At 59.9% G+C, this 24,289-nt stretch carries 16 protein-coding genes, 1 tRNA gene and 2 pseudogenes; 18 read left to right on the top strand and 1 reads right to left on the bottom strand.

Translation table 11 applies throughout. The features are described 5' to 3' along the window. Positions 1 to 150 precede the first annotated feature (150 nt). The 13 genes and pseudogenes from PMI30_RS04250 (at position 151) to PMI30_RS04300 (ending at position 14,862) form a co-directional block, all read left to right on the top strand. Positions 151 to 1,464 (top strand): O-antigen ligase family protein, encoded by a 1,314-nt coding sequence (locus PMI30_RS04250; protein ID WP_008013839.1) that lies wholly within the window; start codon positions 151 to 153, stop codon positions 1,462 to 1,464. Positions 1,465 to 1,481: 17 nt separating this feature from the next. After that, the gene (locus tag PMI30_RS04255; protein ID WP_008013837.1) at positions 1,482 to 2,435 is read left to right on the top strand and encodes a glycosyltransferase family 2 protein; all 954 of its coding nucleotides are present in this window, start codon (positions 1,482 to 1,484) and stop codon (positions 2,433 to 2,435) included. A 13-nt stretch (positions 2,436 to 2,448) separates the two neighbouring features. After that, entirely contained in the window at positions 2,449 to 3,867 is a 1,419-nt protein-coding gene (locus PMI30_RS04260) for an oligosaccharide flippase family protein (protein WP_008013835.1), read from the top strand. Positions 3,868 to 3,950: 83 nt separating this feature from the next. Further along, entirely contained in the window at positions 3,951 to 5,015 is a 1,065-nt protein-coding gene (galE, locus tag PMI30_RS04265; RefSeq protein WP_008013833.1) for a UDP-glucose 4-epimerase GalE, read from the top strand. Continuing rightward, complete coding sequence (locus tag PMI30_RS04270) at positions 5,012 to 6,484, top strand: family 16 glycosylhydrolase (RefSeq protein ID WP_008013831.1); 1,473 nt, start codon at positions 5,012 to 5,014, stop codon at positions 6,482 to 6,484. The genes galE and PMI30_RS04270 overlap by 4 nt, the downstream gene beginning before the upstream one ends. 99 nt (positions 6,485 to 6,583) lie before the next feature. Next, positions 6,584 to 6,919 carry a hypothetical protein gene (locus PMI30_RS0129980; protein WP_008013828.1) on the top strand — a complete coding sequence of 112 codons (336 nt, stop codon included), beginning with the start codon at positions 6,584 to 6,586 and terminating at the stop codon, positions 6,917 to 6,919. A gap of 316 nt (positions 6,920 to 7,235) precedes the next feature. Next, positions 7,236 to 8,426 carry a methyl-accepting chemotaxis protein gene (locus tag PMI30_RS04275; protein ID WP_008013826.1) on the top strand — a complete coding sequence of 397 codons (1,191 nt, stop codon included), beginning with the start codon at positions 7,236 to 7,238 and terminating at the stop codon, positions 8,424 to 8,426. Beyond that, the gene (locus tag PMI30_RS04280; protein ID WP_008013825.1) at positions 8,423 to 9,070 is read left to right on the top strand and encodes a hypothetical protein; all 648 of its coding nucleotides are present in this window, start codon (positions 8,423 to 8,425) and stop codon (positions 9,068 to 9,070) included. Before PMI30_RS04275 ends, PMI30_RS04280 begins: the two co-directional genes overlap by 4 nt. Positions 9,071 to 9,427: 357 nt before the next feature. Continuing rightward, the gene (locus PMI30_RS04285; RefSeq protein ID WP_008013822.1) at positions 9,428 to 10,714 is read left to right on the top strand and encodes a CmpA/NrtA family ABC transporter substrate-binding protein; all 1,287 of its coding nucleotides are present in this window, start codon (positions 9,428 to 9,430) and stop codon (positions 10,712 to 10,714) included. A gap of 15 nt (positions 10,715 to 10,729) precedes the next feature. Beyond that, positions 10,730 to 11,581: a nitrate ABC transporter permease gene (gene ntrB, locus PMI30_RS04290; protein ID WP_008013820.1), complete on the top strand. Its 852-nt coding sequence runs from the start codon at positions 10,730 to 10,732 to the stop codon at positions 11,579 to 11,581. A gap of 65 nt (positions 11,582 to 11,646) precedes the next feature. After that, positions 11,647 to 12,438, top strand: a complete 792-nt coding sequence (locus tag PMI30_RS04295; protein ID WP_007907329.1) for an ABC transporter ATP-binding protein — start codon at positions 11,647 to 11,649, stop codon at positions 12,436 to 12,438. A gap of 73 nt (positions 12,439 to 12,511) precedes the next feature. Then, a pseudogene (locus PMI30_RS30935) lies at positions 12,512 to 12,712 on the top strand (LysR family transcriptional regulator); the annotation flags it as partial. Between the two features lie 149 nt (positions 12,713 to 12,861). Further along, positions 12,862 to 14,862 (top strand): peptidase U32 family protein, encoded by a 2,001-nt coding sequence (locus PMI30_RS04300; protein ID WP_032836189.1) that lies wholly within the window; start codon positions 12,862 to 12,864, stop codon positions 14,860 to 14,862. Between the two features lie 186 nt (positions 14,863 to 15,048). Here the strand turns inward: PMI30_RS04300 and PMI30_RS04305 are convergent. Continuing rightward, a tRNA-Gln gene (locus tag PMI30_RS04305) sits at positions 15,049 to 15,123 on the bottom strand. Between the two features lie 199 nt (positions 15,124 to 15,322). Here PMI30_RS04305 and PMI30_RS04310 point away from each other — a divergent pair. The 5 genes and pseudogenes from PMI30_RS04310 to PMI30_RS04330 all read left to right on the top strand — a co-directional run. After that, positions 15,323 to 16,435, top strand: coding sequence for a CapA family protein (locus PMI30_RS04310; RefSeq protein ID WP_008013816.1), 1,113 nt, complete (start codon positions 15,323 to 15,325; stop codon positions 16,433 to 16,435). A 362-nt stretch (positions 16,436 to 16,797) separates the two neighbouring features. Continuing rightward, positions 16,798 to 18,537 (top strand): dipeptidase, encoded by a 1,740-nt coding sequence (locus tag PMI30_RS04315; RefSeq protein ID WP_008013814.1) that lies wholly within the window; start codon positions 16,798 to 16,800, stop codon positions 18,535 to 18,537. Between the two features lie 106 nt (positions 18,538 to 18,643). Next, positions 18,644 to 19,462 (top strand): diaminopimelate epimerase, encoded by an 819-nt coding sequence (gene dapF / locus PMI30_RS04320; protein ID WP_008013812.1) that lies wholly within the window; start codon positions 18,644 to 18,646, stop codon positions 19,460 to 19,462. A gap of 94 nt (positions 19,463 to 19,556) precedes the next feature. After that, positions 19,557 to 21,521 (top strand): metallophosphoesterase, encoded by a 1,965-nt coding sequence (locus PMI30_RS04325; RefSeq protein WP_008013810.1) that lies wholly within the window; start codon positions 19,557 to 19,559, stop codon positions 21,519 to 21,521. A 259-nt stretch (positions 21,522 to 21,780) separates the two neighbouring features. Next, positions 21,781 to 24,289, top strand: a pseudogene (locus PMI30_RS04330) (DUF5801 repeats-in-toxin domain-containing protein); the annotation flags it as partial.

Raw genomic sequence — 24,289 nt, 5'->3', positions numbered from 1 at the left:
GCTCCTACAAGAGCGGGCGATAACCGCCAGCCGGCACTACCGCAGAAACGGATATGTACCCGATCAAAGCGCCCCGTCGACTATCAGGCCGCCTTCGCGGGCAAGCCTCGCTCCTACATTGAGAACGCCCCCCCTAGGGAGCCAATCGTCATGAACAAACTGGAAGTCAGGTACACCACCCTGCGCGACGCCTTCACATTGTTCGGCGTGCTGTTTTACATCCAGGTCATCGGATTTTTTTTCGGGCTGGCTGATACGTCGAATCTGGGCGCAGCCGAAAAAGACCTCGAAGGCAACGTGGTCAACCAGATCTGCGGCCTGATCACCCTGCTGGTTCCGCTGTTCTTCTTTATCCGCAACAAGGTCTTCATCAGCAAAAGCTTTTACAGGCACAACGCCTTTCTGCTGATATTCATGCTCAGCCTGGCCGTATCGATCAGTTGGTCCTACGACCCGATGTTGAGTTTCAAACGTTTTGTAGCGCTGATCAGCGTGGTGTTCTTTGCAGGTTTCATCGCCTACAACTACAGCCTCGAGAAAATCGCCTACATGCTCGGCTGCACCATCGGCGCGGCAGCGTTGTTCGGCTTGATATTCGCGCTGGCAAGACCGGACATCGCCTTCATTGACGGCGGTATTCGCGAGGGTGCATTCAAGGGGATTTTTCCGGAAAAAAATGCCGGAGCCCGGATCAACGCGATCGCCATTCTGTTACTGCTGCCGATGATCCGTCAGCGCAATCCCTGGGCGATCATCTACTCGTTGTTCTCGCTGATCGCGATTGCGCTGGCCCAATCTGCCACGGCAATCGCACTGATTGTTGCCGGCACCGTGAGCTATTGGTACTTCCTCACGCTGATCCGCTTGCACATCAACCGCTCACTGACAGCATTCCTCGGTACGACAATCATCTATTTGCTGATCTGCCTGTTTCTATACGGCAACTACACCCTGCTGCTGGAGCTTATGGGGCGTGACGCGTCACTCACCGACCGAACGCTGATCTGGGACTTGCTCACACCGCTGATCGACGCCGAATTCCTCAAGGGTTACGGCTTCGGCGCTTTCTGGTCCAGCCCGGACGCCGAGACATTCATCAACCGCTGGGGTTACATCGGCAATGCCCACAGCGGCTACATGGAGACCTTGCTCAACGGCGGTGTCATCCAGCTGACGGCGCTGATCCTGATGCTGATCGAGGCGTTGATCAAACACTACAGAGCCGTGGTGTCGGATCAGTCGGCGCGGTTTCACGCCAGCGCCATGGTCATCATCGGATCGTTCATGCTCACCAACTATGTGGCGTATGTCGTTCCCAACTACCGCTGCGCAGAGTTTCTGGTGTTCTGCATCCTCGCCCTCTCATTCCGGCACCACCACGCGACATACCCCGAGTTGTCACGGCCAACCCTGGGTCAGCGTCCGCCTGGCAAGGCATTACCACGCGACTCAGCCAATGCGTAACAAAAGGAGACATAACCGTGCCAGACCAAGCCCCCCCTTCACCCCATTCAGTATGCGTCGTGATCCCGATGTACAACGGCGCCGACAGCATCGAGCAAACACTGGCGTCCGTGGCCGGGCAAACCCGACTGCCCGATCACGTCATCGTCATCGACGATGGTTCCACCGATGATGGACCACAACGCGTCAAGGACTTCGCGGCGCCGTTTCGCCTGACGCTGTTGCATCAAGCCAACGAAGGCCAGGCCAGCGCCCGCAACCACGGACTGCAGCACACTGAAGAGACTTATGTGGCATTTCTCGATGCCGATGACAGATGGTATCCGCAAAAGCTGGAGCAACAACTGGCACTGTTTGACGAACTGAGTCGTCAGGGACGGCCGGTGGCGCTGATAGATTGCTACGTGCACAACGACTACAGCGACGGTACGCGAATACTGGAAAACCGGCAAAAAAACGGTAGGCATTTCGACGATTTCATCCGCGCCAACGTCCTCAATGGCGTGTCCTCCGCGATGGTCAGACGTGATGTGATCATGCAACTCGGCGGCTTCAATGCCAGCCTGCGTTACTCCGAAGACCGCTTCATGTGGACCCGGATCGCCGAACACTGGGAGGTTCACACCGTGCCAGAAGTGCTGCTGCAGCGCATGGTCAACAGCGGCAACATGACCGCGCAACCGACAAGGTACTACCCGTACAAGATCAGGTTCATCGAAGCGTTCCTCGCCCACTTTGGCCCGCAGCTGAGCAAGCAGCAACGGATCGATTTCGCGCTGGGCGCCCACTCCGACTTTCTCGAACTGTTTTCCCGCAGAGGCGAGCATGCCCAGGTGATCGATGTGTACCGGCGAATGCTGGAGTACTCCTGGCAAACACTGATCTTCAGGAACGGTAAACCGACATTGCGCTTGCTCTATGCATGCGTCCAATCATTGCGCAAGGCAGTTGCGTCAACCACCGCTCATTGAGCTGGTATCCACCATGGCCAATCACCGTCTGGTTAAATTGATCTGGATTTTCACCGAGAAATTCGGCCTGATTTTCCTGTCGATGATTACCTTTGTCGCGTATGCCAGGCTGCTGTCGCCCACAGAGTTGGGTGTGGGCACGGTCATCATTGCCATCGTCGAGTTGATCGGCATGATTTATTCCTCGGTTCTGGAAGACCCGCTGGTACGACTCGAGCGGCTGGAAGACAAACACATCGCCACAGCCTTCTGGGCGTCGGTACTCGTCAGCCTGGCGTCCATCGTCGTCATCTCGGGCGCAGCGATTCTGTACACGCCTCACCCGATGCTGCAATGGATGACGGCGGTGGCCTCGGTAAAAATCCTGTTCACCATGATGGCGCGGGTCTATGTGGCGCAAATGCGCCGTAGCGGCAACTTCAGGATGCTGGCGTCGCGCACGCTACTGGGCAAGGTGTGTGGTGGTGTGGGCGGCATTGCTGTCGCGCTCTGGGGATTGGGCGCCTGGGCGGTCATTGCTCAGGCACTGATCATGGAGTTCGTGTCCATTATCGTATTGATGCGCGCAGACCCGCGCCGCATTGCCTTTTACATTGACGGCCCGCTCTTGCGCGAACTGTTGAGGGCCGGCGCACCGGTTGCCGTAAACGCGCTGAGTTCGCAAACGCTACAGCGCGGGGTCACCGTCATCCTGGGCATGACGGCCGGCACCAACGCGGTTGGCATGTTCAACATGGCGATGCGCATCATCGATCTGCCGCGCACGGCGATCTATCACGGCCTGATCAGCTATGCGCTGCCGGTGTTTTCCCGACGCAGCGCCGATCCATCGCGGTTACGCGCGATCATCAGCGATTCGACCGCCGTCAGCTGCTTCCTGCTGACGCCCCTGTTCATCGGCATCGCACTCACGGCGCACGACCTGATCCTGTTGATCTTCGGCGCCAAATGGACCGAGGCCATTCTCCTGCTGCAAGTGCTTGCGTGCACGGCAGCCATCGGTAATACAGCCATGTACGCCACCACCGCACTGGTCGCGGTCAATTGCAGCCACCTGACCATCAAGGCCGAAGTGGCAACCACCCTATTGGCACTGGCGCTGGTCTATGGCTTCGGCAGCCTCTATGGCGGCATGGCCGCCGCCCTCGCCCTGCTGGTCCGGATGGCGATCATCACGCCACTGCAAATCCGCGGGTTGAACAGTGCAATCGGCTATGGCTGGCGGCGATTTTTCGAAACCAACTATCGCAGCGTGATTGCTTCGTTCGTCATGGCAGCGATCGTCCTGATGGTTTCTTCCCGCCTGGATGTTCAGGGCTACTTGCACCTGATCTGCAGCATCGTGGTTGGCGCGCTGAGTTATGCCGTGGCGTATAGCGTGATGCATCCGCGCTGGCCGCAAGAATTCAAATCGGTTTTCACCACTCGCTGAGAGGACGCACCCGACAACCTTTTCCCTTCCCGGACCACATTCTCCTGACTCGTGCAATTTCCTTGTGACAGGAACGCCTCATCATGCACAAAACCACGTTGATTACCGGCGGGGCCGGATACATCGGCTCCCATACCACCCTGGCCCTGATTGACGCCGGTCGACAGGTGTTGGTCCTCGATAACCTGTGTAACAGCTGCCGCGAATCGCTCACACGCCTGGAGTATCTGACTCGCAAGCGAGTCGATTTCATTGAAGGCGATATTCGCGATAGCCACCTGCTCGACGATATCTTCAGCCGCTACGACATCGACGCCGTGGTGCACTTTGCCGGTCTCAAGTCCGTGGAGGAAAGCGTTCGAAAGCCGCTGGATTATTACGCCAACAATGTTGTCGGCACGCTCAACCTCTGCCATGCAATGGCCCGGTTTGAGGTCTTCAAACTGGTGTTCAGCTCGTCGGCCACCGTGTACGGCGCCCCCCGGCAGATACCGCTCATCGAAGACCTGGGTGCAGGCAAACCGATCAATCCCTATGGCCGCACCAAGCTGCTGATCGAAGAGTTGCTCACCGACCTGTGCCTGTCCGATCCGCAATGGAGCATTGCGGTGTTGCGCTACTTCAACCCGATCGGCGCACACGAGAGCGGGCTGATCGGCGAAAACCCCAATGGCCGGCCCAATAACCTGCTGCCTTGCCTGACACGGGTCGCGATGAGGCAAATGCCCGAACTCACCGTGTATGGCAGCGACTATCCCACTGTGGATGGAACTTGCGTGCGCGATTACGTCCATGTGGTTGACCTTGCCGATGGCCATCTCAAAGCGTTGCGGGCGTTGCAGAACACAAACGGCATCCACGTCTGGAACCTGGGAACAGGCATTGGCCATAGCGTGCTGCAGATCATCCACAGCTTCGAGAACATTACCGGTATTACCATCCCCTTCCGGTTCGCACCGCGCCGCGATGGCGATATCGCCGAATGCTGGGCCGACCCCACCAAGGCAGGGCGTGATCTAGGCTGGTACGCACAGCGCGACCTGATGCAAATGATCATCGACACCTGGCGATGGCAATTGTGTAATCCGCATGGGTACCGCTCCCAACCCGAATTGGCGGCGTCGATTGCGTTGAAACAATGGGTATGAGCAGGTTCATTCTTTTGGCGACCCTGCTATCGGTCGTTTGCAACGCGTCGGGGGGCACTCCCCCGCCGCTGGCCAACGGCCTGGTGCTGTGGCTCGACGCCGCCGACGCGTCGACAATGACCCTCGATGCCCAGAACCACCTCCTGCGATGGCACGACAAGTCCGGCGAAGCTAATGACGTTACCGTCGACAATGGCGCAGACGCCGCACTCCCCCAGCGTGTGGAGAACGCCATGAATGGCCATCCGGTGGTGCGCTTGAGTGGTACTTCAGCCTTCCTTGGCAAGGCCATTCGTACGGCAAAAGGCCCTGTTACCCTATTGATCGTGTCACGCAGACTAAACGAGCAAAGCGGCGGCGAGACCTGGCAGCGACTGTTCAGTTCACGCCCGATAATCGCCGATAACGACAACGTGCCACCGAACTTCGCGATCAGCGTGCAACAGCGCACCGCCTACGATCCGACCCTCTTCGTCCTGGAACTCAACGACGTGCCCATCGGCCCGTACGCGGTGGGGCGCAACGTAGTCGGCAGCGTCGAACATGTGCGCGGCGACATCGCCGAAATACTGATGTACGACCGGCACCTCGCATCCCTGGAGGAACGGCAGCGCGTCTTTCAGTACCTGGCGAACAAGTGGTCCGTCGCCCTCCCCAAGGCTGCCAATTCCTGGACCCGCCTCGGCCCGCTGGGAAAGGTACCGGAACGGACCGACACCGGACTGCCGCTGTCCGATCAGGGCAATGCCGGCCAATGGATGCTGGACACACGATTCTCCGACGACTTCGATGGCGCGACCCTCAACCCCAGTCGCTGGCACGTCAACAACGCCACGGGCACCGACTCACTCGGGCGCAAACCGGCGCTGTTCATGCCGGACAACGCTTACCTGAGCGATGGCCATCTGAACATCGTTTTCCGCAAGCAAACCGTGCCGCAAAAGTACGTACGACTCGGCTTTGAAGGTTACAGCTCTGCAATGGTCCGAACGATTGAGCGCAGTTTTTACGGCTACTACGAAGCCCGCGCCAAACCTATGGACTCGGCCGGCTCCAGCGCCTTCTGGCTCGCGTTTACGGGGCTTGCCGACAATGCCACGGAAATCGACATTTTCGAAATCGGCGGAAAAACCAAAAACGCCTCCTTCGACCGTAGGTACAACATGAACGCCCACGTTTGGGCCACGCCGCACAGTACCGAACATCTGAGCGATGGCAGCAGCTGGGTCAGCCCATGGCGGCTAGCCAGTGCCTTCCATGTCTATGGTTTTGACTGGCAGGCCGACACATTGCGCTGGTACGTCGACGGCGTACTGGTGCGCGAGGCAAAGAACACCCACTGGTTCTTCCCCATGCATGTCCTCTTTGACAGCGAGGCCATGTGGAATTGGTTCGGCGTTGTCGACGACGCCGATCTGCCCTCCATTTTCAGCGTGGACTACCTCAAGGTGTGGCGTCGCGGTAGATAGTCACAACTCGACCGGTTTTCTTGAAAGGCCTCAACCGCTTTCACCGGAGCCAGGCATTACCCGAAACCCAGGAACACACCCGTAAAAGAGGTCGCAACAATGAACGGTACGATGACTTCCGATCAAGCGATGGCCTGTCTGAACCTGGCGCTTGAACGTAACAAACAACTGTTCAACGAAGCCTATCGCTTGAGCCACGCCGCTCTTGATCTTCTCGATCAGCCCCACATGGACATAGAAAAGTTCACGCGATATCAGAAGAAAAGAAGACAGGCCGATCTTAAATACCTGGATGCCATCGAGCACTTGCGATTAATCATGGCTGAATACCCTGTCCATCTCTTCTCTGCGGAGAGCTCAATACATGAGCCACAGTTTTGTCTGAGGGAGACGACGAAATCTGACCTGTCAGGGATGCCGGATCAGCCGTTCTGACCAACATGCTGTAACGCCCTGCGCGAACCAGAACAGAGCACTGCGGCTCGGCAATTCCCGCGACTGGTGCGTTGATCGCGTTTTCTACCTTCGCAGCCCTATCGCCATCGAATGGAACCCCTCCCACTGCATGAGCGACAGGCTGACAAGTGGTCGATGGCACGGCTGGCAAACAACTTGCTTAGGTCTGATCAGGCTTGAGCCATCAACGACGATGGCTTCGCAAACATTACGGACAACGGCGTCCGCTCCCCTGCGCATTGCGACAGGTGAGCGTGCGCCGTTTTTGCTCACCCCGGCATAAAAGGAAATCCTCATGCCTGCTCAAGGAATGCTCCCCCCGGGTCATGCCATCGCGACTGCGCACATCGGTGTCGGCAAGTCACGCCCTGCCGGCATTGCACTGCGGTCATTGTTCGCCCCTGGCATGGCCCTGCTCGAACGCAGCAGGATCGGCCTCTGGTTACCACTCGGGCTGGCCCTCGGCGCCTGCGGTCTCGCCCTGGCCGAACAGCCAGCAAGCGCACTGGCCCTGATACCGGGCGTCCTCTATCTGGGGTGCGCGTGGCATCTTCGTGAGCGTCATCAACGCCATCTACAGATATTCTGGGACACTGAACTTGCACACCTGCTGCGCAGCTCCCGGGATGCCGACCCAGCGACGCTACTGGTGGCCGCCAGCATGCAACTGCGCAACAACGAGCGCTTGCGCAGCGAAGTACAGTTCGCCAGTCGTGCGCTGGAGCAAATGTCTCAACAGGCCCGCGACCAAGGTGAGGAACAGAGCCAACGAATCGCCATGATCGCCGCCGCCAGCGAGCAAATCGATCAGACCCTGCACAGCATTGATGCCTTGGCCCAGGGCGCGCTGGCAGCCTTCGCCAACGCCCACACCATGAGCGAATCCGGTTGTCTGGAGGTGCGTTCAGTGGGTGACAGCATGCGCGCCATTCAGCACAGCCTGGGCAATACCGCACACGCCGTGGAAGCATTGCTGCAGCGCACTACCGCAGTAGAAAGCACCGTCAATAGCATTCAGGCACTGGCCAAACAGACCCAGTTGTTGGCACTCAATGCCTCCATCGAAGCGGCCCGTGCCGGCGAGCACGGTCGCGGTTTCGCAGTGGTCGCCGATGAGGTCCGCAGCCTGGCCCAAGCCACCGACCGGGCTACCCACGAAATCACCACAGCCGCGACGGCGATTGCCATGGCCGTGCGCCAGGTGGATGGCGAGGTCAAGGAACACCGCGACCTGCTGGCAGCCGGTAGCCAACAGAGCGAGCAACTCGCCGCCAACCTCGACGACCTGGCTCAACATAGTCAGATCAATCTGCAACACCTCGGCGCCATGCAACAGGCGCTCAGCGAGCACCAGCAAGCCAATCATGCCCTCAGCGAACAGTTGCAACAGGTCAATGCCGCGGTGCAAGAGCAGAGCACGCAAACCCATGCGCTGCACGACCTGACCCATTATCTCAACCAGCTCACCGTCGGAAACCGCCCATGAACCTACCATTCGCCGCCGCACTCGATGGCGGGCAATCCCGACGAACCCGTCTGCCACAAAACGACGCGGGACTCAGACAGATGCTTTTGCTGGGGCTCGATCTGTTGCAAGGTCTGCAGCAGCATCGCGGTCTCGGCGGACAGACCACCCGCGAGGCACAACAGCGTTGCCAGGCACTGGGGCATTCGCTCGACCAACGCTGGAAAGAATGGCCGCATAGCGCACAGTGCCAGGCCTGGAACGCATTACGCCGCGAGCCAGCGGATTTCGAGGGCCATTGCCGGTTGCTGCAAGACCTGCTCGGCGCCATCCAGAACCTCGAACTGCGGCGCTGCGCGCTTAATCTGCAGCCCCCAAGCATCGCCGAGCGCTGTTGGGAGCTGGAAGACCTGGGGCGGCTGCGCGGCCTGTCCGTGCGCGCCGCCGCCCATCAGAATTGCCCACTGCAAATGCTTGTTCAATTGCAGTACCTGCACGAGCGCTTGCTCAGGCATGCCCCCCGCTCGCTGCACAACGCTCTCGAACGACTGCACCGCTGCCTGATCGGTACAACGACAGTGTCCATCTCCCCGGCGCAGTGCTACGCCCTGCTCACCCCATTGCTCGACGAACGCCTCGACGCCATCCGCCGGGATCTGGGCTGAGGCTTACCTCCATTCGACTACGCAACGGTGCAGAGGAGAGCCGTTTTAGTTCACCTCGCACCCAAGCCGCCCAACAAACGATCAGTGCTTCGCGCCTCCTGGCTCCACGCCCCCCTTCGACATCCTTTTCGATGACATCAAAAACCACTTCAAGCCTTTGTTTCAATTGGCTTTTAGTGCAAAGAAAAAGATCGGACATAAACCTGGCAAGCCCTTTGCTACTGCTGTCTTACAGACTCATGCAGCACGCCAATGGCGGCGTGCTGCGCTTTCCGGACAACGGCGTCCGTCAGGTCCCTCTATCGAGGGTGCCTGGCGCACGCCGTTTTTGTTTGCCCCTAAAAAAAGGATGTGGTTATGACTGATGAGCGTGACTCGCAACATCCGGCGCACCCCGGCCGGCGCACCTTCCTGAAGCAATCCCTGGTGGCGGCAGGCACTGTCGCCGGGATCGCCGCCCTCGATGTTGTCACGCCGGGCTTTCTGCGCAGCGCGGTCTGGGCCGCCGGCAGCGACGCGCCGGAGAAAGCTGCGCTGAAAGTCGGTTTCATTCCCCTCACCGACTGCGCATCGGTCGTGGTAGCGGCAACCCAGGGTTTCGGCGAAAAATACGGCCTCACCATCACGCCAAGTAAAGAGGCGTCCTGGGCCGGCGTGCGCGACAAACTGCTCAACGGCGAACTGGATGCTGCCCATGTGCTCTACGGCCTGATCTATGGTGTGCAACTGGGCATCGGCGGGCCGCAGAAAGATATGGCCATGCTCATGGGACTGAACCAGAACGGCCAGGCGATCACCCTCTCCAAACAGCTGCAACAAGCGGGCGTGACCAATGGCGAGCAACTGGCCGCCAAGGTCAAGCAAGGCGGCACGCCACTGACCTTCGCCCAGACGTTCCCCACCGGCACCCATGCCATGTGGCTCAATTACTGGCTCGCCAGCCTCGGCATCAACCCGCTGACCGATGTGAAGACCATCGTGGTGCCACCGCCACAGATGGTCGCCAACATGCGCGTGGGCAACATGGACGGCTTCTGTGTCGGCGAGCCTTGGGGAGCCCGGGCGATTGCCGACAACATCGGCTTCACCGCCGTTACCAGCCAAAAACTCTGGCCCGATCACCCGGAGAAAATCCTTGGCACCACCCGTGCCTTCGTCGAGCAATACCCCAACACCGCCCGGGCGCTGACCATGGCGGTGCTCGACGCCAGCCGGTTCATCGAGGCCAGCGTAGAGAACAAGAAAAGCACCGCCCAACTGATCGCCTGCAAGGCCTACGTGAATGCGCCCGTCGAAGTGATCGAACAACGCTTCCTCGGCCACTACGACGACGGGTTGGGTAAGCAATGGACGGACGAGCATGCGATGTCCTTCTGCAAGGATGGCAGCGTCAACTATCCGTACCTGTCGGACGGTATGTGGTTCCTCACCCAGTTCCGTCGCTGGGGCCTGCTCAAGGAGGATGTGGACTACGCCGGTGTGGCCAAGTCCATCAACCAGACAAAACTCTACGGCGAAGCCGCCAGTCAGCTTGGCCTGACTGTACCGGGCAGTCCGCTGCGCAGTAGCACCCTGATCGACGGCAAGGTCTGGGACGGCTCCAATCCGGCCGCCTATGCCAGCTCCTTCACCATCAAAGCCTGACCGGAGTAACCCGCCATGAACGCACCCCTCAAGTTGCCAGCGCCGCCCACCACTACGGCGAGTACCCAGCCAGAGCGTCGCTCTCCCCTCCTGAGCGGGTTGCGTCAACGCGCCAGGGATGGCATTGCCCCAGTATTGGGTATCGCCCTGTTTCTCGCCGTCTGGGCGTTTATAGCCGCACGCAGTGAGGGCCTGCCCGGTCCGCTCGCTACTTGGTATTCAGCCCTGGAGCTGTTCAGCGCCCCCTTCTACGACAACGGTCCGAACGACATGGGCATCGGCTGGAACGTGCTGGCCTCTCTTGGCCGGGTCGGCATCGGCTTCGGCCTCGCCACCCTGCTCGGTATCCCGCTGGGCTTCGCCATCGGCCGTTTCGCCTTCCTCGGCGGCATGTTCGCGCCGATCATCAGCCTGCTACGTCCGGTCTCGCCGCTGGCGTGGTTGCCGATCGGCCTGCTGGTGTTCAAGGCTGCCGGCCCGGCATCGATCTGGGTGATTTTCATCAGCTCGATCTGGCCGATCATTCTCAACACCGCCGCGGGGGTCGCCAGCGTGCCGCAGGACTATCTGAACGTCGCGCGGGTGCTCAAGCTCAGCGAATGGAAGGTGTTCACCCACATCCTGTTTCCTTCGGTGCTGCCGCATCTTATGACCGGTATTCGCCTGTCCATCGGCGTGGCGTGGCTGGTGATCGTCGCCGCAGAAATGCTCACCGGCGGTGTCGGCCTGGGCTTCTGGGTGTGGGACGAATGGAACAACCTCAATGTCGAACACATTCTCATCGCCATCATCATCGTCGGTCTGGTCGGCCTGCTGCTCGAGCAGGGCCTGTTGTGGATCGCCAAACGCTTTGACTACACCAACTGAACCGACACCCGCGCGGGTGTTTGGGTTGCCCGCACCTGACGCTTACCCGATGCAGGAGAACCGAGATGGCAAAATTCGTCGAGCTGACCCAGGTCAGCAAGCACTTCGATACCAAAAAAGGCCGCTTCCAGGCCCTCAGCAACGTCAACCTGAGCATCGCTCGTGGCGAGTTCGTCTCGTTGATCGGCCATTCAGGCTGTGGCAAATCCACGGTGCTGAACCTGATCGCCGGTCTGCTTGAAGCCAATGGCGGCGGCTTGATCTGCAACGGTCGCGAGATCGACGGTCCCGGCCCCGAGCGCGCAGTGGTGTTTCAAAACCACAGCCTGCTGCCCTGGCTGACTTGCTTCGGTAACGTGCACCTGGCCGTGGAAAAGGTATTCGGCAAACGCGAAAACAAGGCCGCACTGAAGGCGCGTACCGAGGCGGCGCTGGCAATGGTCGGTCTTGAGCATGCCATGCACAAGCACCCCAGCGAGATTTCCGGGGGCATGAAGCAGCGTGTCGGCATCGCCCGCGCACTGGCCATGGAGCCGAAAATACTGCTGATGGACGAACCCTTCGGCGCGCTCGACGCCCTCACCCGCGCGCACCTTCAGGACGAGCTGCTGCGTATCGTTGCCGCCACTCAGAGCACCGTGGTGATGGTCACCCATGATGTCGATGAGGCCGTGTTGCTCTCCGACCGCATTGTGATGATGACCAACGGGCCGGCGGCCACCGTCGGTGAGATCCTTAGCGTTGGCCTGGCAAAACCGCGCAATCGCCTGGTACTGGCCAACGACCCCGAGTACCACCGCTATCGCACGACGGTCCTCGAGTTCCTCTATCACCGCCAGCAAATGCCGGCGGCTTGAAAACGAAGTCCGAGGAAGCCCTCACGCATTCCGATCTCCTCACTCAAGAACGTTTTGAGTCAGTGAGAAACCGCGAGGTTTGGGGGTTGCCGTGACCGATATGACCCTGGCAGAGGAATCCATCGATCGTGGCGTGCTCGTCATCCCGTTCGGCCAACCCTTGAAGACCCGGGGGGTCTATTCGTTGTGCCCGCAACCCTCGGCCGCTTCGCATCCGGCTTGCTTGCCGATCATGCAATGGTTCGCCCGGCAGGCCGAACAGGACGAAGGCTGAAGTCGGACGGCGGCGACCAAGGGCCGAGTCCGCGACTCTATCCGGCGACCCCGCTCAGCAAGCAGTCGCCATCGGGCAGCATACGGGTGCCGGTCATACGTTTCGCCGCTACAATGCGCACCTTGACCGTGACAAGCCAGACTAAAAAAATGTCCCTACCCAAACATCACCTGGAACTGCTCAGCCCCGCCCGCGACGTGGCCATTGCCCGCGAGGCCATCCTGCATGGCGCCGACGCGGTGTACATCGGCGGCCCGAGCTTCGGCGCCCGCCACAACGCCTGTAACGAAGTGAGCGATATCGCCCAATTGGTGGAATTTGCCCGTCGCTATCACGCTCGGGTCTTCACCACCATCAACACCATCCTGCACGACAACGAACTGGAGCCGGCTCGCAAGCTGATCCACCAGTTGTACGACGCCGGCGTCGATGCGCTGATCGTCCAGGACCTGGGCGTCATGGAGCTGGACATTCCGCCGATCGAGCTGCATGCCAGCACCCAGACCGACATCCGCACACTGGCGCGGGCGCAGTTCCTCGACCAGGCGGGCTTCTCCCAATTGGTACTGGCCCGCGAGCTGAACCTCAAAGAGATCCGCGCCATCGCCGACGAAACCGATGCGGCGATCGAGTTCTTCATCCATGGCGCGCTGTGCGTGGCGTTCTCCGGCCAGTGCAACATCTCCCACGCGCAGACCGGCCGAAGTGCCAACCGTGGCGACTGCTCCCAGGCTTGCCGCCTGCCGTACACCCTCAAGGACGAAAAAGGCGGTGTGATCGCTTACGAAAAACACTTGCTGTCGATGAAGGACAACAACCAGAGCGCCAACATCCGCGCACTGGTGGAAGCCGGCGTGCGCTCGTTCAAGATCGAGGGTCGCTACAAGGACATGGGCTATGTGAAGAACATCACCGCCTACTATCGCCAGCGCCTGGACGACGTCCTCGAAGACCGCACTGACCTGGCCCGCGCGTCCAGCGGCCGCACCGCGCACTTTTTCCTGCCCGATCCGGAAAAGACCTTCCACCGTGGCAGCACCGACTACTTCGTCAGCGACCGCAAGATCGACATCGGCGCCTTCGACACACCGACCTTCACCGGCCTGCCGGTGGGCGTGGTGGAGAAAGTCGGCAAGCGCGATCTGCTGGTGGTCACCCACGAACCGCTGTCCAACGGCGACGGCCTCAATGTGCTGGTCAAGCGCGAGGTGGTGGGCTGGCGTACCAACATCGCCGAGCCGAAGGGCGAGTTCGAAGAGGACGGGGAAAAGCGCTACCGCTATCGTGTGGAGCCCAATGAGATGCCCAAGGGGTTGCACCAGTTGCGACCGAATCACCCACTGAGCCGCAACCTCGACCACAACTGGCAGCAGGCCCTGCTCAAGACCTCCGCCGAGCGTCGGGTGGGTCTTGCCTGGGTCGCTCGCCTGCGTGAGGATCGCCTGGAGCTGACGGCCACCAGCGAGGAAGGTGTCAGCGCCAGCGTCGCCCTGGACGGCCCATTCGGCCTGGCCAACAAGCCGGAACAGGCCCTGGAACAGCTGCACGACCTGCTCGGCCAACTGGGCACCACGCAGTACCACGCCACAGCGATTGAGCTGGATGCACCGCAGGCGTATTTCATCCCCAACTCGCAGCTCAAGGCCTTGCGCCGCGAAGTCATCGAAGCGCTGACCGCTGCCCGCATCAAAGCCCACCCACGAGGTGGTCGCAAGGCCGAGACCGATCCGCCACCGGTGTACCCGGAATCGCACCTGTCGTTCCTGGCCAACGTCTACAACCAGAAAGCCCGCGACTTCTATCACCGTCACGGCGTCAAGCTGATCGACGCGGCCTATGAGGCTCACGAGGAGACCGGCGAGGTGCCGGTGATGATCACCAAGCACTGCCTGCGTTTCTCCTTCAACCTCTGCCCCAAACAGGCCAAGGGCGTCACCGGCGTGCGCACCAAAGTCGCGCCGATGCAGTTGGTGCACGGTGACGAGGTGTTGACGCTGAAGTTCGACTGCAAGCCCTGCGAGATGCACGTGATCGGCAAGATGAAGGGACACATCCTTGACCTGCCGCAACCGGGCAGCGTGGTGCAGCAAGTCGTCGGCCACATCAGCCCTGAAGACCTGCTCAAGACCATCCCTCGCGCGCCCCACTGAGTGACTTGCGAGCGCGGCGCTACGGCGCTGCGCTCGCAAGACAGCTGAATGTCAAAGGCGTCGCCAAGAGGGATTTGCAGGCATAAAAAAACGCCGGATCGGCGCTGGTGTTTTCTGTAAAGACAACTCTCCGGGACTCCCGCAATACCTGGCGGCGGAGCCATACTTGGATGAGCATAAGGAAAATGGCAGGGGCGGCTGGATTCGAACCAACGCATGGCAGGATCAAAACCTGCTGCCTTACCGCTTGGCGACGCCCCTGTATCTGTTGCGGCGAGTGCCCGGCACTGAGTTTTCAGACGGGCAACATCGAGATGCTGCGTCCTTGCGCTACAAGCCCCCTGTGAAGGCCTCTGCAAGAACGGGCGGAAATTTATCAACTTTCGCTTCGCCTGGGAAGGCCAAAACAAAAATATATTTGTTTTAAAACAGACGCTTACTCTTGATCCTGGAGGGTGCCATGGCAGCTGTTACTGATTCACTGAAGCTGTTTCTCGCCGGCGACGTCATGACCGCCCGTGGCATCGACTCAATACTGCCGCATCCTGGCGATCCGCGGCTTTACGAAGACTGGGTCAAGAATGCCGGCGTTTACGTCCGACTGGCAGAAAGACTCAATGGCCCGATTCCCCTCCCCTTCGATTTCACCTATGTCTGGGGCGCTGCATTGGATGAGTTTGAACTTCGCCAGCCACACGCACGCATCATCAATCTGGAAACGGCGGTGTCCCGCCGTGGACGACCGGAGCAAAAGGGCATCAATTACCGCATGACCCCGGAGAACTTCCCGGCCATCAGCGCAGCCGGCATCGACTGCTGCGTGCTGGCCAACAACCATGTGCTGGACTGGGGATCCGCCGGCCTGGCCGATACGCTGGACACCTTATCGAGCAATGGTATGTGCAGCGCCGGCGCCGGGCACAACCGGCAATCGGCTGAAGCACCCGCCGTGCTGCCACAGCCTGGCGGGCGGCGCTTGCTGGTGTTTGGCCTCGGCGCCCCCGACAGTGGCATACCGCCGGACTGGGCCGCCACGGATAGTCGCGCAGGTGTCGCGCGGCTGGAAGATCTGACTATGCAAAGCCTGCGCCCTGTGGCCAAACGAATTCTCGAGAGCAAAAAACCGGGGGATCTGGTGGTCGCTTCCATTCACTGGGGCGGCAACTGGGGGTTCGATATCCCGCGCGAGCAGGTCCGGTTCGCCCATGCCTTGATCGACGAGGCCGGAGTTGACGTGGTGCACGGGCATTCCTCGCACCACATCAAGGGCATCGAGGTGTACCGCGAACACCTGATTCTGTATGGCTGCGGTGATCTGCTGAACGACTACGAAGGCATCGAGGGCCACAGAGCCTTTCGCGGCGACCTGAGCCTTCTGTACTTTGCCTCGCTGGCCCCGGGCGGGCACCTGCGGTCGCTGGACCTGATACCCACCCGCCTCTGTCGCTTTCGTATCTGTCACGCCGAAGGGGATGACCGTCAATGGCTGCACGACACCCTTTCTCGCGAGTGCGCACGCTTGGGCAGCAGCATCCAGCCGGGTGCGAAAAATGCTTTCGAGTTGCGTTGGTAGAACCGTCTGAACACATGAAAACCCAGACAACCTTCCCGCAATGCTTTTCGTAGGAGCCAGGCTTGCCCCTGTGGTGAGGGGGCTTGCCCCCGTTGGGTCGCGAAGCGGCCCTAAAAGCTTTGCGACTGCTTCGCAGCCGAACGGGGGCAAGCCCCCTCACCACAGGGGCAAGCCTGGCTCGTACAAAAAGCGCTTTGCTCACTTCCCGGATTTTTTCGTTTCTGCGTCGTTTTTGCATTTCTGTGCGACAGATCCCGCTTCAGGGACTCCCGTACCACTTCCTCATGGTGTTAGTTTGGACAAGTTCCTGTCTGATCGATCAGATACTTCTCACCAACCGCCTGCAAAGGAATGCCCCTGCAATGGATTTTTCACTCAAGCACCTGGCCACGACAACCCTGATGCTGGCCAGCCTTTCGTCGTTCACCACGTCAGCGCACGCCAACATCACCCCGCAACAGAGCGCGACCATCCTCAAGACTTTCAGTGACGCATCGGTAACGGATTTCAGGCAGTTCCTGGGACGCCTGGCCAAGAGCGACCTTGCCAAAACCAACGACCTCGGCCCGGCAATCAGTGCCTTCCAGGGCAACAAGCCCCTTTCCCCTGAACAGCAGAACGAGATCCATCGCCTGCTTGGCCTCTATGCACGGGTGAAATACGGCAGTGCTGCCACCGAGACCCTGCGTGAACTGGTGGCAATCCCGACCTTCCGCGTGGACGGCGTTGCCCAGCACGATAATCCCGAATTCATCAAGATCGCCGACAAGCTCAAGGGTCTTGCCCAGGCCTTCAACCTGAACTTTCGCAACATCGACAACCGCGTCTATGAAATTTCCCTCGCAGGCAACGGCGATGAAGTCGTGGGCATTCACGCGCATGCCGATGTGGTGCCCGTGACACCGGAGAACTGGGTCCTGAAAGACGGCACCCGACTCGATCCGTTCAAGGTCACCCTGGTCGGCGATCGCATGTATGGCCGGGGCACTGAGGATGACAAGAACGGCATCGTGGTGGCGCTCTATGCCATGAAGATCATCAAGGAGGAGAAGCTGCCACTGGCGAGGAATTTCAAGCTGCTGGTAGACACCACCGAAGAAACCACCGGCGACGCCATCCCCTATTACTTCGAACACAACCCGACACCCAACTACAACCTGGCGCTGGATGGCGGCTATCCAGTGGTGATTGCCGAGAAAGGCTACGGCACCGTCATGGCGAGCTTCGCCCGGCGTGAGGCAGAAGGCAAAGGCGCCGAGATCATCTCAATGACCGGCGGCCTGGCAACCAACCAGATCCCATCGACGTCAGTCGCCACCCTGGTGACTGACAAGCCCGCCGAATTGGCCGCCAGCCTGCAGAAAGCCGGTAGCGATTATGCCAAGCGCAATGGCGGCAACTTCGAGGTGAGCGCCAAGGTCATCGGCAAGGACGTCCAGCTTGTGGTCACCGGTGTTTCCGCCCACTCCTCCGAGCCCGAATCAGGCGTCAACCCGGTGGCAAGGATGCTGGACTTCATCAATAGCCTCGACGGGAAGGTCGCGCTCAAGCACAACCACATTACCGATGCCGCCCGCTACGCCGCCGATAACTGGGGGCTGGACTACCTGGGTGGCAAATTGGGGGTCGGCTTTTCCGATGCCTTCATGGGACCGCTGACCACCTCCCTGACCTATGTCGGCATGGATGAAAAAGCCTTCAAGCTCGCAGTCAACCTGCGCGTGCCGAAGGGCAAATCCCCGGAAGTGCTCAAGACCGAAATTGCCGAAAAACTTGGCGCCTGGAGCAAGAAGACCGACATCGCGGCTTCCTTTGACTACTCGATCGCCGAGCCGATGCACCGCAACCCTGAGGGTGAATGGGTCAAGGCCCTGCTGGCTGTGTCCAGCGAAAACCTGGGCATGGAACACAAGTTCGGCACCTCCGCCGGCGCCACTTCGGTCCATGAGCTGCCCAATGGCGTGCAGTTCGGCCTGGCCAGGCCCGAACTCAAGTACACCGGGCACAACGACAACGAGTTCAAGACCGTCGACCAGTTCCTGCTGGACCTGCAGATCGTGACCGAAATGCTCGGGCGCATCGGGCAGTTGCCGAAACTCTGATCCCCCTTTCGGACCCGCTATTTCTGGCGGGTCCACTTCTATGCGAATGGGGTAAATTGCCTTTAAATATCAACTCCCCCCCATGTCTCTTCGCCTGGATCTATTTATGCCGCTGAGTTTTCATAAAATGCACGCCAATGGCGATGACTTCGTTATTGTCGACTCGCGAAATTCGGCCAATCCAATCACAAATACCATGGCTCGGCGAATGGGTGATCGGCACCGAGGAATCGGATTCAATCAACTCGCGGTGGTGCTCGATTGCGATGATGCAGTTGCGCGCTTGATGTTCTGGAATGCCGATGGCTCCACGCTGGATGCTTGTGGCAGCGCAACGCGGGGGGCCGCGGATATGCTGATGCGCGAAGCAAATGTTACTTCGATAGCGCTGCGAACCAACCGTGGTCTACTCACTTGCGAACGAACTTCAACCGGTGCGATTTCCGTCAACATGGGGGAGCCGCTTTTCGGCTGGTCGGATATTCCCCTGGCCCGGGAACTGGACTCTGCCGTTTTGCCGCTGGCGGGTGGCCCGGCAGCGTGCAGTATGGGAAATCCGCATTGCACCTATTTTGTCGATGATCTAACAGCCATTGATATAGCGACCCTCGGACCAACCATTGAAACCAACGCGCTATTTCCCCTCAGGACGAACGTGCATTTCGTCCAGATCATTAACCGAAAACACATTCGGTTGCGCATTTGGGAGCGCGGCGGTGGTATTCCGCTCGGTTCAGGTTCCTGCTCTTGTGGCGCCGCTGTTAACGGCATTCGTCGTGGCTTGTTAGACCATTGCGTCGAGGTTGAATGTGATGGCGGAACCGTAACGGTTCAATGGGATGGTGTGGGAGCGGTCTTTCTCACCGGGCCGGTAGAGACAACTTTTTCGGGAACTGTTCACAACAGCCTCTCCTTAAGCCTGTGAACCGGCGGCTATCGCATAACTGACCTATTCTGAGTCAACCACAAGCAATCAATTCTGAGGTACCCGAACTCGTTACAGCAACGGAGGCTGAATGATGAAGGAGCATTCGATTGAATTTCGCGCTGGAGATGGGCACACACCTCACTCTGCGCCTCTGGTCATGACCCACGCCACTAAATCTTCCACGACCAATAGCCGCATCGAGCTTTACACCCAGGAGTCGATGGTCAACTGGCTAGGTCCGTTTCAGCTAATGCGCACGGGCTTGCAATCGGCTGCGGCCACCACGATGGGTGCCTTCGCTGACCCACGCGATGTGTCGGCCATGCTCAACCCCCGGAGCGATAACCCGCCCATCCCGGTACCTGCCGACGGTGACCTGTGGATCGACTATCTGGCCGATACCGGCGATGGCTGGGACTCCACCTATTCCATGGCCCTGTGTGTCAGCCAGGAGGTCAAGTTACCGCAGTACCCGTTCACCCTGCCGCGCGGCGACGTGCTGCTGCTCGGCGGCGATCAGGTCTATCCCACACCGGCCCGATCCGGCTACCGCACCCGCTTCCTGGATCCCTTCCGCGCCGCCTTTCCCGCGCCGGTACCCAAGGTGCGCCCTAATGATCAGGATCAGCCCGTGTCGCAGCCCGGGGCGCCGTGGATAGTGGCGACGCCCGGCAACCACGATTGGTATGACGGCCTGCGCGGCTTCTCCCAACTGTTTTGCGAGCAAAAGCCCATTGGCGGCTGGGAAACCCGCCAGCGCACCAGTTACTACGTGCTGCAACTGCCCAATGGCTGGTGGGTCTGGGGCCTGGACCTGCAATTGGAGTCCATGATCGATCGAGAGCAGAAACGATACTTCAAAGAGATGCGCGCCAAACTGCAGCCAGGCGACCGCGTGATCCTCTGTGCGCCCGAGCCGAGCTGGGTGGACGAGGCCGAACGACTGGCACGCGAAGAGAGCAAGGCCTTGCCCTCGATCGAAACCCAGACGCCGCGTTTCCGCAGCCTGCGCGAGATCGAGGAGCTCTTGGGTGACCACTTGGCGGTCGTCTTGGCCGGAGACTCGCACCACTACGCGCGCTACCAGCCAAAAGCGGGCACCCAGGCGCCGCAGCGCATCACCTGCGGAGGCGGTGGCGCCTTCTTGAATGGCACGCATCAGTTGCCAGATCCACCCAAGCCGATCAACGTCGGCGGGACCCGGCAGCACTATGACCTGGCCGCGGTCTACCCGGACAAAAAAACCTCCGAGCAACTGCGTAACCGAGCCTGGCGGCTACCCACCCGCAACCTCTCGTTCTGCGGCATGTTGGCCATCTTGTACCTGCTGTTCGACTGGATGGTACAAAGTGCCAGTAAAGTCCCCCACCCGGCGCGAGACAACCGCAGCCTGATGGAGAAATTGTCTGACCTCGAAGTGTCTATTCCCAACCTCCTCGAAGCGTGGCGACAGCTATTTCTGGTCATGGCTTACAGTCCTTCGTCGGTCATGCTCGCCGTGATCATTGTGCTGGGTTGCGCAGTGTTCTCAGCCGCCGGGGTCAAGCGCACCCGAAAGCTCGCCTATGCCGTCGGGGCCGCTCACGGGTTACTTCACCTGGGGCTGGCGATCGGCCTGCTGTGGCTCATGGGCCGTGTCAACATCTACTACTTTCAATTGAAGGTAGACGACCTACAACAAGTCTTGTTGTTTCTGTCGGGGACGCTGCTGTTCGGCGGCGTTTTGGGAGGCCTGCTGTTCGGTGCCTGGATGGTAATGGGCAACACCTTTTGGGGACTGCATAGCGAGGTGGTTTTTTCCTCGCAATGCATCGCCGACCACAAATGCTTCCTGCGCATGCACTTCAAAGGCGACAAACTCACCATTTACCCGCTCAAGCTGGAGAAGGTCTGCCGGCGCTGGTCCGTGGCATCAGGAGTCGCCAAACTGGCGAAAGTGCAGCGCACCTGGAGGCTGCGGGCAACACCTGAAAGCACTGGCCCGCGCTTCGTGCCTGCCTCGGGTGCGCTCGAACTGCAACTGATCGAGCCGCCCATCGAAATTGGGCGTGAGTAAACCGCTTTTCGCAGGCGCCTGGCTTACCGGCGAAGGCGTTCTCAAGGACGCCTTCGTCGGCACGCCTGGCGCCTGCATGGGTTGGGATTCATCTCAGGCCTGAACAATTTACAAACGGAATATGACACTCCCTCCTTCGCGCCATCCCGTCTCCCCTCCCAAGTAGTCCGAAACTCCCACCCCGCCTGGGAGTTTCGGTCGATGCGCAATCCCCGGGGCTTATCCATAGTTGCGACCAAAGGTCAACGGTCAGGCCTCGATGACCGCAATTGCCCAGGTAAACGTAATGACTATTGAGCAAAATTCATTGCTGACGAACGCTATGAGCGTCGTGGCGAGCGGCGCGAACGTTTCGCTGGACGAAACGGCCGGATTGCAGAATGCCAACGCCACTTCAACCCCTGCGGGAGATGCTGACGACAACGACATTCTGGTGGCATCCCTGCCCTCGACCTTCTCAGCCCGTTTGACCGCACTTTCGGCCGGTACCGCAACGGGTGCAGCGTTGAGTGGCTACACCGGTGCCGTGGGCAACACCGGCAGCAATGCGTTCACCGTCACCGCTGACCCCGGAGCCAGCATTACCAATATCAGCTTCGTCGACAGCGCTGGCGCACCGCTCAATAACGTGGACAGCGGTCTGGATACCCTCAATGGCACCCGTATTTTTCTCTATACGGATGCGCTCAACGACAACATCGTTCTGGGTCGAGCCGGTGGCGCGACCGGCGCGATCGTGTTCGCGGCCTACATCGAAGAAACCGGATCGCCGGTTTCGGGCGGCAAGATCTGGACCGTGGAGTACCAACCGCTCAAGCATCCAGGTATGACGAATCCCGATGATTCGCTCAATCTGCTGAATAAGGTTTTCGTCGGCGCCAGTCAAGACCTGGAATTCAGCCTGGCCAATGCGCCCTCCGGTCAGAACCTGTTCCTGATGTTCACCAAAGCGAACCCGGCAACTGTAACTGTCGATGGTGTCGTGCGGATCACGGATCCCGTCATCATCGCCACCGGCAAGGATCCGGCGAATCAGTCAACTGGCGTCAGTATAACGACTGGCGACACGATCAATACCAGCCAGGCGGGTGGCCCTACCACCTTCGGCACCAACAGCCAGATGATTACGGAACAGGAAGGCATCCGTTATTCGTTCGTCACCGGTGCCAGGCAGGATATGACCATTCCTAACCTGGATCAGAACGAAGCAGATGTTGAATCCAACATAGACTTTACCGGCGTCTTCAATGCAAGGATGGCCAATTTCGACGTCGTGCAGTTGCAAAGCGGCAAGACTGCTGTGGTAAAAATCAGCGCATTCAGCACCGCTGTTGAATCTGGCGCGGCTTTCATCGACGGCTATGCGGTTGATACGTCGATTGCCATCACCAATGTTCGGGTCTTCAACATCAGCACCGGGCAGGTGATCGAGAACTCAAACGGATCGGTGAATGATCCGGCCATTACCATCACCCTGACTGGTGGAGTTGCAACCATCACCGGCATTAAAGCCGGCTACCAGATTGAATACACCACAACGTCGGATCACAACCGCGTGCTGATCGAGAACGGCGCGGCCCTCGATGCCAAGGGCACTGCCCATGCCGATTTTGATATCGGTGGTTTCACGCTGGTCCAGGCCTCCATTTCGAAAACCGAAATCGGCTCCAAAATGATCTTCGAGGACGACGGGCCGAGCATCAGCACGACCGGCACCGAACCGACGCTGACGGTAGACGAGACAACCCTGGCCACCAACGCCACCCAGAGCTTTGCCGCCAACTTCAGCTCGGCGTTTGGCGTCGATGGCGCCGGCACGTTGACCTATGCGCTGGGCGTGGTGGCAGGTGCCTCCGGGCTGACCGACACGGCCACCGGCGAAGCAGTGAACCTGTCGCTCAACGGCACCGTGGTTGAAGGCCGCACGGCCACCACCAACCTGCTGGTGTTCACGGTCACCGTGGCCGCCAATGGCGACGTCACGCTCGACCAGATCCGCGCGGTGGTGCATCCCGTCACGACCAATCCCGATGATTCGAAGAGCCTGACGGCGGACAATCTGGTGACGCTGACGGCGACCAAAACCGATGGCGATGGCGACAGCGCCCAGGCGACCCTCAACATCGGGCAGAACCTGGTGTTCAAGGACGACGGGCCAAGCATCAACACCACCGGTACCGAGCCGACGCTGACGGTGGACGAGACAACCCTGGCCACCAACGCCACCCAGAGTTTTGCCGCCAACTTCAGCTCGGCGTTTGGCGCCGATGGCGCCGGCACATTGACCTATGCGCTGGGCGTGGTGGCGGGCGCCTCCGGGCTGACTGACACAGCCACCAACGAGGCGGTGAACCTGTCGCTCAACGGCACCGTGGTTGAAGGCCGCACAGCCACCACCAACCTGCTGGTGTTCACGGTCAGCGTGGCCGCCAATGGCGACGTCACGCTCGATCAGATTCGCGCCGTGGTGCACCCCGTTACGACCAATCCCGATGATTCGAAGAGCCTGACAGCGGACAATCTGGTGACGCTGATAGCGACCAAGACCGATGGCGATGGCGACAGCGCCCAGGCGACCCTCAACATCGGGCAAAACCTGGTGTTCAAGGACGACGGACCGAGCATCAACACCACCGGCACCGAGCCGGTGCTGACAGTGGACGAGACGCTACTGGGCACCGACGCCACCCAGAACTATGCCGCCAACTTCAGCTCGGCGTTTGGCGCCGCGCCGGCACACTGACCTATGCGCTGGGCGTGGTGGCGGG

Origin of the sequence: Pseudomonas sp. GM50, assembly GCF_000282375.1 — a bacterium.
Taxonomy (GTDB): domain Bacteria; phylum Pseudomonadota; class Gammaproteobacteria; order Pseudomonadales; family Pseudomonadaceae; genus Aquipseudomonas.
Note: the sequence above shows the minus strand (reverse complement) of the source record. Positions and strands in the feature narration are given on the sequence as shown.